This window comes from Nocardia sp. NPDC004654 (genome assembly GCF_040609595.1).
GTDB lineage: Bacteria > Actinomycetota > Actinomycetes > Mycobacteriales > Mycobacteriaceae > Nocardia.
In genome coordinates this window covers 168,938-182,332 of record NZ_JBEXKI010000008.1, presented here as the reverse complement: position 1 = coordinate 182,332, position 13,395 = coordinate 168,938, and the positions used below count along the sequence as shown (strand labels likewise).

Here is a 13,395-nt window from a genome sequence, read left to right as displayed (position 1 = left end):
ATGTGCAGGCGCCAGCGGTAGTACGGCATAGCCCGCTTTGTGGATCGGCCACCACGCCGTCTTCCGTGGTGTCGACCGTGATCACCGTTGGCGAACCGGGTGCGTTGTCGGCGTGGGCCGCCCCGGGAAATCCGCCCGCCGATCCGACGATCAAGGCTGTGATGGCGACGGCGCTCGCCGCCGCCGGAAATGTGCTCGTCCTCATGCAGTTTCTGATCCAATTCACGAACATCGAGTAAGGTACGCCCGCGTATGAGTGGGGTACGCGAGCGTCTACCACTATGTCGCAGAGCGGTGCGTCTCGGGAGAGTTTCCGGAAATCCGTCGCGCAGTTACCGATTCACCTCAGTCGGCCCACCGCTGGTCCAAGATCGACCGTCCCTCGTGACACACCGGAACAGCTTCACGAGTGTCGATCTTGTGCCGTGAAATCGAAGACAGTCGCCGCGCGACTGGGCGACCCAGTTCTCAGTTCCGCCGGAACCACTCGAGACTCTGCCCGTGCGGCCCCGAATAGGCAACCGGCACACCGTCTTCGGTGAGCACGAACCGATCACGCGTCTCGGAGCACGATTTCGGCAGAAGGCCACGGCCGACGGGAACGACGCCGCAGCCCTCGTTGGCGATCCAAGTGCACCGCAACCCGCGGATGGTTTCGACGAACCGAGCGCGCTCGTCGGCGTCGAGGTAGGCGAGGACGGCGCTGCCGAACACGACGACCTGCGCGTTGTCCGGAGCGGCACGCACCAGCTCTTCGATGGTGTCGTTGAGATCGCCGCGGACGAACTCGGGCGGGTCCGCGCGGACGATCGCCGCGGCACGATGCAGGCGGTCGAGCCGCTCTTGCTGTTCCGGCCAGATCAGGCACTCGAGCCAGCGCATGTGCTCGGCGTCGCCGACGTCCAGTGGGTTCAGGTCGACGCCCACCCGGCCGATCACCGCGGGAAGACGCTCGGGCATCGGCGGATCGCCGATGGTCTTGCACGACAACCGAACCGGCGATGGCCCCGACCACGGGTTCAGCCAGGGACGGTCGTCGTACCGGTAGCTGTACTTGTCCGGATACAGGCACAATCCCGCCGACGCGCCGATCTCGATGAGATGGACCGGTTCCGGATCGGCGATCCGGGTGAACAATGGGAGCAGCACCGCCGCACGTGCCGGTTCGTTCGTCTGGGTGCTGTGCGTCATGGCGACGCCGTGGACGAGCGGCCAGTTGTCGATCAGGAAGTCCTTGAACTCCTCGAACGGCCCCTGTCGTGCGCCGACGTACCGCGCGGAGGCCAGCACGAGATTGGGCTGACGCTTGGCGGTGGGTAGTCGCTCGACGAGCGCGAGCACTTCCGTATCGTCGGCGATCCGCCGCGTCCAGTCCGCATAACACGGCGAGTGGCCGTGTGCCTCGAATCGTGCGAACCGCAGATAGCGTTGCGCGGTATCCACTTTCACCCCCCGGCCGTACTAGACCCTGTACGGCCGACGCTACCAGGCGAGTGTTCAGAGGGCGGGGTGGAAGTCGATGTCGCGGTGGGTGCCGGGTGGGCGGTGTTCGGCGAGGGGGTAGAGCCAGCGGACGGAGGCGCGGAGGGGTTCGAGGTCGGGGAGTTCGATGGGGTGGCCGTCGTTGTCGAAGATCATGCCGAGCAAGTGGTATCGGCCGTCGGGGAGGCCTAGACCGGCGGCCTGCTCGGCGGTCAGGTCGACGCGGGTGACGCTGTGCCGTGTCACCCGCAACGCTTCGACGGTGGCCGGACGCACGGTGGTGTCGAGCGCGGTGACGACGGCGCGGAACCGACACCCGCGCAGCCGCCACAATTCCCACTCCCCGGCGCGCAGCCTGGCGGTGCGCGCGGGCAGCCGATGGGGCACCTCGACTACGTAGAGTTCCCCGATCCGGACATCCTGAGCACGCACAGTTCCAGCTTGCCACCGGTTGCCGGGCCCGTAACGCCTTGTTTGCTCAGTTGACCTCGTTCTTCATCTGGGCCGTGATGATCCGCTGGTAACCAGAGCCGAAAAGCCGGGGCAGCAGATCGATGACGCGGGCGTCGGCGCCGACGAGGATCTTGGCCTTGTCCTTCTGGATGCCGCGCAGGATGATCTTCGCCGCGGCCTCGGGCGTGGTCTTGGCCAGCCGATCGAAGTTGGCGGCGAGGGCGTCGCGGTCGCGATCGCCACCCGCGCGGGCCTTCCAGGCGATCTCGGTCTTCACCATGCCCGGGTGCACGCTGCTCACACCGACCGGATGACCGGCGATCTTCATCTCCTGGCGCAGCGCGTCGGTGAAGCCGCGAATACCGAATTTCGTTGCGTTGTAGGCACCTTGGCTCGGGCACGCGGCCAGGCCGAACATGCTGGAGACATTGGCGATGTGCCCGTCACCGGAGGCGATCACCTGCGGAAGAAACGCCTTGGTTCCGTACATGACGCCCCAGAAATTGATGTTCACGATCCACTCGAAGTCCTCCCAGCTGAGTTCCTCGACGGTGGCCGTCAGCGAGACGCCCGCATTGTTGACCAGCAGATTGGCCGGACCGAAGTCGGCGCGCACCTCCTCGGCGTGCGCGTAGAAGGCGTCGCGGTCGGTGACGTCGAGTTTGTAGGCGCGCGCCTTCGCACCCACCTGCTCGCACAGCGCGGCGGTCTCGCTGACATTGGCCAGGTCGCGCCCGGACAGCGCGAGACGCGCGCCGTCGCGCGCCAATTCGAGCGCCAGCGCCCGCCCGATCCCCGCCCCGGCGCCGGTGATGACGGCGACCTTGTCCTGGAAGTTCTTCACAGCAGTTGTCCTCGTGTCATTTGGTCGTGTAGCCGCCGTCGGCGACGAATTCCGCGCCGGTGCAGTAGGCCGACTCGTCGGAGATCAGGAACAGCACCACGTTGGCCAGCTCCTCGGGGCTGGCGGCGCGGGGCAGCGGCTGGTCGTGCACCATCGAGTGGGAACGGTCCGAGGTGGCGGTCATCTCGGTCGCGACGACGCCGGGATGCACCGAGTTGACGCGGATTCCGTCCGCGCCGAACTCCTGCGCCGCGGCCTTGCTCATGCCGCGCACCGCCCACTTGGACGCGACGTAGCCGAGGATGTTGGGGAGGCCGATGATGCCGCCGATGGAGGAGATGTTCACGATGGAACCACCACCCGCCTGGCGCATCGAGGACACAACGGCTTTCATGCCGAGGTACACGCCCACTTGGTTGACGTCGATCACCTTGCGGTAGTCCGCTTCGGCGAGTTTCTCGATCGGGTCGACGTGCACGATGCCCGCGTTGTTGATCAGCCCGGAGACCGGCCCGAAGGCTCGCTCCGCTTCGGAAACGACTGATTGCCAAGCATTTTCGTCGGTCACGTCGTGCGGAAGGAACAGCGCCCGCTCGCCGATTTCGGCGGCGACGGCCTTGCCCTCCTCGGTGAGCACGTCGGTGATCACCACCGCCGCGCCCTGACTCGCGAGCTTGCGCGCGAATGCCGCGCCCATGCCCCGCGCACCGCCGGTCACGATGACCGTCTTACCGCTGACCCTGTCCATGTCCTGTCCTTTCACGCTCGGTCGAGATCGGCGAGGTGGTTGGCGGCGATGTAGCCGAACACCATGGCAGGGCCGATGGTCGCGCCCGCCCCCGCGTAGCTGTTGCCCATCACGGCGGCCGAGTTGTTGCCCGCCGCGTACAGTCCCGCGATCGGCGCGCCGTCGGCGCGCAGCACCCGGGAGTGCTCGTCGGTGAGCAGACCGCCCTTGGTGCCGAGATCGCCGGGCACCATCTCCACCGCGTAGAACGGCGGCTTCTCGATCGGCGCGAGGCACGGGTTCGGCTTCACCGTCGGATCGCCGTAGTAGCGGTCGTAGGCGGATTCGCCGCGGTGGAAGTCCTCGTCGCGCCCGGCGACCGCGAAGCCGTTGAACCGCTGGACCGTCGAGGTCAGCGCGTCGGCCGGAACGCCGATCTTGTCCGCGAGTTCTTCGAGGGTGTCGGCCTTCTTGATAATGCCCGCGTCGAAGTATTTCTGCGGGATGGCCTGCTTCGGGAAGGTGCCGAGGAACAGGTACCGATCGCGGAAGCGCTGGTCCATGATGAAGTGCGCTGGCACGTGGCCGATCCCGGTCTCGTGGCGCTCGTACATGGTGTGCACGACGTCGACGTAGCTGGCCGATTCGTTGGTGAACCGCTGACCCGCGTCGTTGACCATGATGGCGCCGGGCTGCGAGCGTTCGGCCAGGCAGAAGAACGGCGGTCCGTCGGGGTTGCGCACCGACGGACCCCACCACGCGTCGTCCATGAGATCGAGTGCGGCGCCGACGCTTTCGCCCGCGCGGATGCCGTCGCCGACGTTCTCGGTGGCGCCGACGGTCCAGTCGGTGCTCACCGGCGCGGCGAAGTACTGCTCGCGCATCTCCAGGTTGTGCTCGAAGCCGCCCGCGGCCAGCACGACGCCGCGCCGCGCCCGCAGCACGATCGGCGCGCCGTCGCGCTCGGCCCGCACGCCGACCACGGCGCCGTCCTCGGTGATCAGTTCGGTGAGCGGCGTGTTCAGCCACACCGGAACGTCCGCGTCGCGCAGCGCCAGCCACAGCCGGGCGACGAGCGCCTTGCCGAGGCTGAGCGGCAGACGCCCGCGCAGCTTGTTCACGACCGCCTTGGCGCCGACCTTCATGGCGGTGCGCTTGCCCTTCCAGGTGCGCGCGATCATGTTGAGATCGTGGAAGTCGCTGACGGTGAAGGCGATTCCCTTCGGACCGGACATCGTCGGCTGGTTGATCAGCGCCAGGTCGTCGCCGAGCAGGCGGCCGTCGACGATGGCGGGCTCGATGCTGCGCCCCTGGGCCAGACCGCCGGGCAGTTCCGGGTGGTAATCGGAATACCCACGGTCGTAGACGAATTCGAGGTGCGGGGTGCGCGAGCTCAGGTAGGTCATCATGCGCGGGCCGTTGTCCAGGAACGCGTCCTGCTTGGCCTGCGGAACCCGATCGCCCACCACGGATTTCAAGTAGACGCGGGCCAGATCGGGGCTGTCCGGCACACCCTCGCGCACCAGCACCGGATTGTTCGGGATCCACACGCCGCCGCCGGAGCGCGCGGTGGAACCGCCGAAGGTGCGGCTCTTCTCGATGAGCACCACCGAGAGGCCGCGATAGGCGGCGGTCAGCGCGGCGGTCATGCCCGCCGCGCCGGAACCGACGACCACCACGTCGTAGACGGCCTCCGTGGACTTCTGTTCAGACATCGTCTGCCTTTCCGATTCAGTAGCCCGCGCCGGTGAGCATGCCGCCGTCGACGACCACCTCGGTGCCGGTGCAGTAGCCCGCGGCGTCGGAGGCCAGGAAGACCACCGCCTCGGTGACCTCCTCGGGACGACCCCAGCGCGGGATCGGCAGCCCGGCGAAGAACTTGTCTCCGTCCACGCCGGAGGACGCGTTGGCGGTCATCGGCGTGGCGATGCCGCCGGGGTGTACCGAGTTCACCCGGATGCCCGCCTTGCCCAGCTCGCGCGAGGCCGACTTGGTGACGCCGCGCAGCGCGAATTTGCTTGCGCTGTAAGCGGAAAGACCCGCCGCGCCGATGAATCCCTCGACCGAGGAGATGTTGACGATGGACCCGCCGCCTGCCTCGGTGAGCGCGGGCGTCGCGGTCTTGATGCCCAGCCAGGTCCCGGTCACGTTGACGTTCATGATGGTGCTGAAATCGGCGAGGCTCATGTCCGCGATGCTCTGGAAGCGCAGGATGCCCGCGTTGTTCACCAGCACGTCGAGCTTGCCGAACCTCTCGCGCGCAGTGTCCACCGCCGCGGTCCAGTCCGCCTCGCTGGTCACGTCGTGGTGCACGTAGTGGGCGGCCGCGCCGAGCTCGGCCGCGAGTTCCGCGCCCTGCTCGTCGAGCACATCGCCGAACACCACCCGCGCGCCTTCGGCGACGAAGCGGCGCACATGTTCGGCGCCCATCCCGCGCGCGCCACCGGTGATCAGCGCGACCTTGCCTTCGAGTCGACCCACTGCGGTCCTTCCTTTCTGCTGCCTCGCTTCGAAGCTAGGTCTCCGGTGTCGGCGCAGGGGTGCGCAGTCTCAGCCAGCGAGACATGCACCTGACCTCCACGGCAGCATCGGAAATATTCCTACTAGGCATATTGAGAAGTGGAGGCAATGCATGAAGTTCTCGATGATCTTCGAGGCGCAGATGACCGATCCGTCGGCCGAGCACGAACGGCAGGTGCTGCGCGACTGCGTGGAGCAGGCCGTGCTGGCCGAGGAGATGGGCTTCGACACCGTCTGGGCAGTCGAGCATCACGGGTTGAAGTGGTACGCGCATATGAGCGCCCCGGAGATCTTCCTGACCTGGGTGGCCGCGCGCACCGAGCGTATCCGGATCGGTCACGGCGTGGTCTGCATGCCGTTCAACTTCAACCATCCGGTGCGCGCCGCCGAACGCGCCGCCATGCTCGACGTGCTCTCCAACGGCCGGGTGAACCTGGGCGCGGGCCGCGGCGCCACCCCGCAGGAGACCTCCATGTGCGGGGTCGATCCCGACCGCACCTACCAGGAGGTCGAGGAATCGCTGCGCATCATCGGCAAGGCCTGGCAGGACCCCGAGGGCGAGTTCGAATGGCACGGCGAGCTGCTCGACATCGACCCGCACCCGATGCTGCCGCGCCCGATCCAGCTGCCGCACCCGCCGCTGTTCATGGCGTGCACCAAGAAGGACACCCTGAAGCTGGCCGCCGATTACGGCATCGGCGCGCTGGTCCTCGGCTTCGCGGGCGTGGAGGAGATCGCCGAGCTGCGCCGCACCTACGACCAGGCCATCGCCGAACGCACCGGCGAGAAGTTCGTCTCCACCGTCGTCAACGATCACTTCGCGGCGCTGTGCCCGACGATCGTGCTGGAGGATCGCGAGAAGGCGCAGCAGATCGGTGCGCGCGGCCAGCGGTTCTTCGCGCAGTCGATCAAGCACTGGTACGGCGCGGGACCGGTGCCGGACGAGGCCGTCGACCCCAACGCCGACGAGCTGGCCGCCATCAAGCAGGCCGCCGACGACCACGTCGCCTACCTGCACGAGGCCAAGATCCCGGTGAAGGCCGGCGCGACCTCGGTGTTCAACGCCGAACACGCCTACGGCTCGCCCGAGGACGCCATCGCCTACGTCGAACGGCTGAAGGCGGCGGGCGCCGACGAGATCCTGTGCCTGATCCAGATGGGCACCGTGCCGCAGGAGGCCTGCCTGGAGACCATCCGGCACTGGGGCGAGACGGTGATCCCGCACTTCCGGAAGAACGAGGAGTGACGATGACGACTTTGAACGGGAAGGTCGCGATCATCACCGGCGCCGCCCGCGGCCAAGGCGAGGCCGAAGCGCGGCTGTTCGTCGAACTCGGTGCGCGCGTGGTGATCACCGACGTGCTGGCCGACGAAGGCAAAGCGGTGGCCGAATCGCTTGGCGACGCCGCGCGTTTCGTGGCGCACGACGTGAGCAGTGAGTCCGAGTGGGCGACGGCGGTGCAGACTGCCGAACGCGAATTCGGCCGACTCGACGTGCTGGTGAACAACGCCGCGATCTACACGACCAAGGCGCTCACCGACACCAGTGCCGAAGAGCTGGAACGGATTCTGCGGGTCAACCTGGTCGGATCCTTCCTCGGCATCAAGGCCGTGGCGGGTCCGCTGGCGGCCGCGGGCGGCGGGTCCATCGTGAACATCTCCTCGCAGGCCGGTCTCCAGGGTCTGATGGGACACGCCGCCTACGGTGCGTCGAAGTGGGGACTGCGCGGGCTAACGAAGACCGCGGCGCTCGAGCTCGGTCCCGCGGGCATCCGGGTGAACTCGGTGCACCCCGGCCCGATCCACACACCGATGATCGGCCACCTCGGATTGGCCACGGGCCCAGGTAGTTTCCCGGCGCTGCCGCTCGGTCGGGTGGGGTTGCCCGGTGAGGTGGCCGACCTGGTCGCCTTCCTGGCCTCGGATGCCTCGGCCTTCGTCACCGGCGCGGAACTCGCCATCGATGGCGGCTTGTCCGCCGGGCAGTTCATTCCACCCGGCGCGCAGCTGCCGGGCATGGAGTAAGGAGCCGATCGTGCCGTTGAAACCCGAAGCCCGCGCCATCGTGGAGCTGGCCTCGGCCGCCTTCCCGAAGCTCGGCACCGAGGTACTCGACGCCGTCGAGGCTCGTCGCCTGCTGGCGGCGCGGCCCGCGGCGGCCGTCGAGCCGATCCCGGTCGGACGGGTCCAGGAGCGGACGGTGCCAGGGCCGGACGGGGCGCCGGAGGTGCGGGTGCGGATCTACTGGCCCGTCGACGCCGGACTCGACCTGCCCGTGGTGGTGTTCTGTCACGGCGGCGGATTCACCATTTGCAGCCTGGACAGCCACGACCGGTTCTGCCGGACGATGACCAACGGCGTCGGCGCGATCGTGGTCTCGGTCGACTACCGCCAGGCGCCCGAGCATCGGTTCCCCGCGGCCGCCGAGGACGCCTACGCGGTGCTGCGCTGGGTCGCGGACCATGCCGCCGAGTTCGGCGGCGATCCCACCCGAATCGCGGTGGCGGGCGACAGTTCCGGCGGCAATCTGGCCGCCGTGACGACGCTGATGGCCAGGGACCGCGGCGGGCCCGCGCTGGCGCATCAGCTGCTGATCTATCCGATGCTGGACCCGTCTCGCGACACCGCCTCCTACCGAGACAACGCCGAGGGCTACTTCACCACGGCCGCGCACTTGCGGTGGTATTGGGAGCAGTACCTCGGCCCCGACGGCGACGGCGACCACCCCTACGCCGCGCCGCCGCGCGCCGCCGACCTGTCCGGACTGCCGCCCGCTCACGTCCTCACCGCGGAGTTCGATCCGCTGCGCGACGAGGGGGAGGCGTACGCCGCCCGGTTGCGTGCGGCGCGCGTCCCCACCGAAATGGTCCGCTACGACGGGATGTTCCACGGCTTCGCGAGCATGGCCGATCACCTTCCGGATGCCGAAAAAGCCGCCGCTGCCGCGTTCTCGGCCGTCCGACGTGCCTTCGGGAGCGAGAAATGAGCATCGAGCGGATCGGCACGATCCTGCCCACCGACGATCTGCCCGCCACCGTCGCGCTGCTGAGCGCGCTGTTCGGCGGGCCGCCCACCTTCGTCGACGGCGACCGGTGGGCACAGTTCGACGTCGGTCCGGCCCGCGTCATGGTGGCCGGGAAGGATCGCGAAGGGGACGCGGCGGCGCTCTCGGTCAAGGTCGCCGACCTCGACGCCGTCGTCGCCGCCCTGCGCGGGGCGGGTGTCGCGGTGGCGGATCCGGCAATCGGTCCGCACGAACGGCGCGCCGCGATCGAAGCGGCGCCGGGCACGCCGTGGTCGGTCGTGCTGTACGAACCTCATGATTCCGCAAAGATTTCGGGTTGAGCACGCCGCGAGCGCACCACCTTCGCGAATCCGGGCGAATCGGGCGCACGGCGTTGGTACTTTCGCACGATGTCCGACACGCGGGACCCTCAGCTCGACGAGGAGCTGCCTGATACAGAGCAGCGGCCTGCGATCGACACGCTCGAAGTGGACGATGCCGAGCGACCCGCTCGCGAACTGAGCGGGTGGCCCGAGCGGGTGGTCGCGGTCGCGGCGTTCGCGATCGCGATCCTCGCGGTGTGGCAGGTGTTTCGGCCGCTGTCGCAGGGCAGTCAGTACTACCTGGTGGTGTTCCTCGCGGGAACGCTGCCGCTGATCTTCCTGGCGTACCGCTCGGGACTTCGGCTGCTCGACCGAGCCTCGGGGCCTGGCGTGCTGGACTGGGCGCTGGCGGCGCTGACGTTGGTGGTCTGCGTCTATCCGGTGCTGCCGTTCGGAATCGGTTCGGGTGGTGGGGGTTACAACGAATTCCTGGACCGGCAGGGGCTGCTCGACCCGGTGGACGTCGCCATGGGCACCGTGCTGCTCGTGCTGGTGCTCGAGGCCTGCCGCCGGACCACCGGGTGGGTGCTGCCCGCGGTGTGTCTGGCGTTTCTCGCCTACGGCTACTACGGCGGGCTGCTCCCGCAGCAGTGGACCATCGCGCACGCGGGTCTGGACTTCGGTCAGATCGTGGACGCGCTGTACAACTCGGGCAGCGGCTTCTACGGCACCCCGCTCGACGTCGCGGCGACCTACATCGTGTTGTTCACGCTGTACGGCGCGGTGCTCGAATTCTCCGGCGCCGCACAGTTCTTCGTCGATCTGTCGGTGGCGGCGTTCCGCCGGTCCCGAGGCGCGGCCGGGCGCACCGCGGTGGCTTCGGGTTTCCTGCTCGGCACGGTGTCCGGCTCCGGCACCGCGACCGCGGTCAGCGTCGGCGCGGTGACCTGGCCGATCCTCAAGCGTGCGGGATATCCGCCGGAGCAGGCGGGCGGCATGCTGGCCGCGGCCGGCGTCGGCGCGATCCTCTCGCCGCCGACGCTCGGCGCCGCGGCGTTCATCGTCGCCGAGTACCTCGAGGTCTCCTACGTGACGGTGCTCGGCTGGGCGTTGATCCCGACGGTGCTCTACTACCTGGGCATCCTGCTCGCCGTGGAGATCGACGCGCGCAGGCTCGGCACCAGGCCGGTGGAGATCGGCGGCACGTCGGCCTGGCGGCTGCTTGCCCGCTTCGGCTACCACTTCCTGTCGCTGATCGCGATCGTCGTGCTGCTGCTCCTCGATGTCAGCGCGACCCGTGCCGTCGTCTACGCGACCCTTCTGGCCTTCGCCCTCGCCTTCCTCGACGCGCGTACCCGCAGCCGGGCTCGTTCGCCACGGCAGGTGTTCCACGCGCTCAGTAGCGGCGTCCGTTCCGCGCTGCCGGTGGTCGCGGTGTGCACCGCGGCGGGCGTGATCACCGCGATGACCACCAAGACCGGACTCGGCGCGCAACTGGCCGCGCTGCTCGTCCGCTGGGCCTCGGCACTCTCGGACAATCAAACCGTCGTGCTCGCCTGCACCGTGGCCTTCGCCGCGGTCGCCCTGGCGCTGCTCGGTCTCGCGGTGCCGGTCACCGCCTCGTTCATCATCGGCTGGGCGATCATCGGGCCCGCCCTGCTCGCTTTGGACGTGCCCGCGCCCGCCGCGGCCATGTTCGTCTTCTACTACTCGGTGCTCTCCGAGGTCACCCCGCCGACGGCGCTGGCCGCTGTCGGCGCGTCGGCGGTGACCGGTGGTCGCACGGTGCCGACCATGTGGCAGGCGCTGAAGTACGCGCTGCCCGCGTTCCTGGTGCCGATCGTGTTCGTGCTCACCGAACCCGGCGAACACCTGCTCGGCACCGGGCCCGTGCTGGGTGTGCTGTGGACCAGCGTGGTGGCCTGTGTGGGTGTCGCCGCATTGGCCTCGGCCACCGGCGGCTGGCTGCTGGGCATCGGACCGGCGCCGGTGGCCGCGCGGGTGCTCGCCGGGGCGGGCGGATTGGTGCTGCTGTACCTGGAACCCGTCGCGTTGATCGTCGGGCTCGCCGCGCTCGCGGCCGCCGCCGGGTACACGTTGCTCTCCCGAAGGAGGACGAAGTGAGAAGAGTCGCAACGATTGTCGCCGTCACCGCCGTGACGGCCGGTCTGCTCGCTGGCTGCGGTGGTCGCCAGGACGCACCGCGCACCGACGCGGGCGGCGCGGTCACCTGCGAGGTGAAACAGGATTCGCGCGTCGGCATCGCGACGGGCAACGCCACCGGCGTCTACTTCGCGCTGGGCAACGCCTACGCCGAGCAGGTCGCGCAGGCCACCGACGGCACGGTGAAGGCCACCGCCGCCGAGACCGGCGCGTCGGTGCAGAACATCCAGCAGCTGGTGGCGGGCACCTATCAGGTGGCCTTCTCGCTCGCCGACACCGCCGCCGACGCGGTGCTCGGCACCGGTGGCTTCGACGGCAAAAAGCAACCGGTGCAGGCGCTTTCGCGGCTCTATCCGAACTACACCCAGGTGATCGTGCGCAACGGCGCGAACATCTCCTCGGTCGCGGACCTGCGCGGCAAGCGCGTCTCCACCGGATCGCCGAAGTCGGGCACGGAGGTCATCGCCCAGCGGGTGCTGGCCGCCGCCGGAATCGACCCCGAGCGCGACATCTCCGCCCAGCGGCTGGATCTGACCAAGACCGTCGACGGCATGAAGGACGGCTCCATCGACGCCATGTTCTTCTCCGGCGGCCTGCCCACCCCTGGCATCACCGACCTGTTCACCTCGGCGGGGGACAAGGTCCGCTTCCTCGACATCGCCGATCTGGCACCGCGTTTGCGTGAGGTGAACCCGGTGTACGAGGCGGGCAAGATTCCGGCCGCGACCTACGGGCTGCCCGCGGACGCGGCGACCATCGTCGTTCCGAATGTCCTTCTGGTGCGCGACGATCTGGACGCCGATCTGGCCTGTGTGCTGACCAAGACGCTGTTCGATCGCAAACCGCAACTGGAACAGGCGAATTCGGCCGCCAAGGGGATCACCCGCGACACCGCGCGTGAGACCGCGCCGGTACCGCTGCACCGGGGTGCCGAGCACGCCTTGGCCAACTGATCGATCGCCGCTGAAGGTCGCTCGCGGGCCTGATCGTTCAGCGCCGCAGCAGGCACCCGCTTGTGTCGGCGGCGGACGTTGCCTGACCGCACCGTCCAACGCTTCCGGACACGGACGGGTGCCGGCTGCGATGATGTGCGTATGCGCGTCCTCATGCCGGTTCCCGACCACGACTTCGACGTCACCGAGGTCGCCGTGCCTTGGCGGATCCTGACCGACGCCGGACACGAGGTCGTCTTCGCCACCGAGCGAGCGGGTACGGTGCCCGCGGCGGATCCGCGGCTGGTGACCGGAGTCGTCTTCGGTCGACTGGGTGCCGAAGCCGAGCCTCGGGCCTTCTATCAACAGCTCACCGGCACACCGGAATTCAGCGCCACCGTCTCCTGGTCCGAGGTCGACGTGGAGGACTTCGACGGACTGCTGCTACCCGGCGGACACGCCTCCGGCATGCGGCAGTACCTGGGCTCGGAGACGCTGCAGCGACAGGTCGCGAGGTTCTGGACTTTGGACCGGCCGGTGGGCGCCATCTGCCACGGTGTCCTCGTCCTCGCCCGGTCCGAGGATCCCGCTACCGGCCGTAGCGTGCTCGCCCAGCGTCGCACCACTTGCCTGCCCAAGTACATGGAGCGAATCGCGTATTTGAGCACCGCATGGCGACTCGGCCGCTACTACCGCACGTACCCGGCCTACGTCGAGGACGAGGTCCGCGCGGCTCTCGACAACCCGGCCACTCAATTCCAGCGCGGCCCACTGGAACTCACCAGGCGCGGCACCGCCACCGACGACACCCGCGCCTTCGTCGTCGAAGATCGCAACTATCTCTCCGCACGCTGGCCGGGAGACGCCTATCTGTTCGGACGCCGGTATCTCGCACTGCTGGAAGGCGCCGAGCGCTGAGAGTCCCGCCACTGCCGAGCCGAAGTCGA

The 13,395-nt window shown here is 68.7% G+C and carries 14 protein-coding genes; 8 read left to right on the top strand and 6 right to left on the bottom strand.

Features of this window, described 5'->3' with window-relative positions:
• The first annotated feature begins 77 nt into the window (after positions 1–77).
• The gene (locus tag ABZV58_RS26180; RefSeq protein ID WP_355003098.1) at positions 78–239 is read left to right on the top strand and encodes a hypothetical protein; all 162 of its coding nucleotides are present in this window, start codon (positions 78–80) and stop codon (positions 237–239) included.
• 229 nt (positions 240–468) lie between these two features.
• Here ABZV58_RS26180 and ABZV58_RS26175 read toward each other — a convergent pair whose 3' ends face one another.
• Genes ABZV58_RS26175 through ABZV58_RS26150 form a run of 6 tightly spaced genes read right to left on the bottom strand, consistent with a single transcriptional unit; the run spans position 469 to position 5,987 of the window.
• Positions 469–1,449, bottom strand: coding sequence for a DUF2332 domain-containing protein (locus tag ABZV58_RS26175; RefSeq protein WP_355002804.1), 981 nt, complete (start codon positions 1,447–1,449; stop codon positions 469–471).
• Between the two features lie 48 nt (positions 1,450–1,497).
• Positions 1,498–1,914 carry a hypothetical protein gene (locus ABZV58_RS26170; RefSeq protein WP_355002803.1) on the bottom strand — a complete coding sequence of 139 codons (417 nt, stop codon included), beginning with the start codon at positions 1,912–1,914 and terminating at the stop codon, positions 1,498–1,500.
• A gap of 46 nt (positions 1,915–1,960) precedes the next feature.
• On the bottom strand, positions 1,961–2,779 hold the full coding sequence (locus tag ABZV58_RS26165) for an SDR family NAD(P)-dependent oxidoreductase (RefSeq protein ID WP_355002802.1): 819 nt from the start codon (positions 2,777–2,779) through the stop codon (positions 1,961–1,963).
• A gap of 16 nt (positions 2,780–2,795) precedes the next feature.
• A complete protein-coding gene (locus ABZV58_RS26160) occupies positions 2,796–3,527 on the bottom strand; it encodes a glucose 1-dehydrogenase (RefSeq protein ID WP_355002801.1) in 732 nt (243 codons plus the stop codon).
• 11 nt (positions 3,528–3,538) lie between these two features.
• On the bottom strand, positions 3,539–5,221 hold the full coding sequence (gene kstD, locus ABZV58_RS26155) for a 3-oxosteroid 1-dehydrogenase (RefSeq protein ID WP_355002800.1): 1,683 nt from the start codon (positions 5,219–5,221) through the stop codon (positions 3,539–3,541).
• A 16-nt stretch (positions 5,222–5,237) separates the two neighbouring features.
• Positions 5,238–5,987, bottom strand: a complete 750-nt coding sequence (locus ABZV58_RS26150) for a glucose 1-dehydrogenase (RefSeq protein ID WP_355002799.1) — start codon at positions 5,985–5,987, stop codon at positions 5,238–5,240.
• Positions 5,988–6,138: 151 nt separating this feature from the next.
• On the opposite strand from ABZV58_RS26150, the gene ABZV58_RS26145 reads away from it, so the two are divergent.
• The 7 genes from ABZV58_RS26145 to ABZV58_RS26115 all read left to right on the top strand — a co-directional run bounded on the left by ABZV58_RS26145 (position 6,139) and on the right by ABZV58_RS26115 (position 13,366).
• Positions 6,139–7,272, top strand: a complete 1,134-nt coding sequence (locus ABZV58_RS26145; RefSeq protein ID WP_097243435.1) for an LLM class flavin-dependent oxidoreductase — start codon at positions 6,139–6,141, stop codon at positions 7,270–7,272.
• Between the two features lie 2 nt (positions 7,273–7,274).
• Entirely contained in the window at positions 7,275–8,051 is a 777-nt protein-coding gene (locus tag ABZV58_RS26140; protein WP_355002798.1) for a glucose 1-dehydrogenase, read from the top strand.
• Between the two features lie 10 nt (positions 8,052–8,061).
• Entirely contained in the window at positions 8,062–9,012 is a 951-nt protein-coding gene (locus ABZV58_RS26135; RefSeq protein WP_355002797.1) for an alpha/beta hydrolase, read from the top strand.
• Positions 9,009–9,371, top strand: a complete 363-nt coding sequence (locus ABZV58_RS26130; protein ID WP_355002796.1) for a hypothetical protein — start codon at positions 9,009–9,011, stop codon at positions 9,369–9,371. Before ABZV58_RS26135 ends, ABZV58_RS26130 begins: the two co-directional genes overlap by 4 nt.
• Positions 9,372–9,440: 69 nt before the next feature.
• Positions 9,441–11,477, top strand: coding sequence for a TRAP transporter fused permease subunit (locus tag ABZV58_RS26125; protein ID WP_355002795.1), 2,037 nt, complete (start codon positions 9,441–9,443; stop codon positions 11,475–11,477).
• Positions 11,474–12,469 (top strand): TAXI family TRAP transporter solute-binding subunit, encoded by a 996-nt coding sequence (locus ABZV58_RS26120; RefSeq protein ID WP_355002794.1) that lies wholly within the window; start codon positions 11,474–11,476, stop codon positions 12,467–12,469. Before ABZV58_RS26125 ends, ABZV58_RS26120 begins: the two co-directional genes overlap by 4 nt.
• Positions 12,470–12,610: 141 nt before the next feature.
• Complete coding sequence (locus tag ABZV58_RS26115; RefSeq protein ID WP_355002793.1) at positions 12,611–13,366, top strand: type 1 glutamine amidotransferase domain-containing protein; 756 nt, start codon at positions 12,611–12,613, stop codon at positions 13,364–13,366.
• Positions 13,367–13,395: the final 29 nt, after the last annotated feature.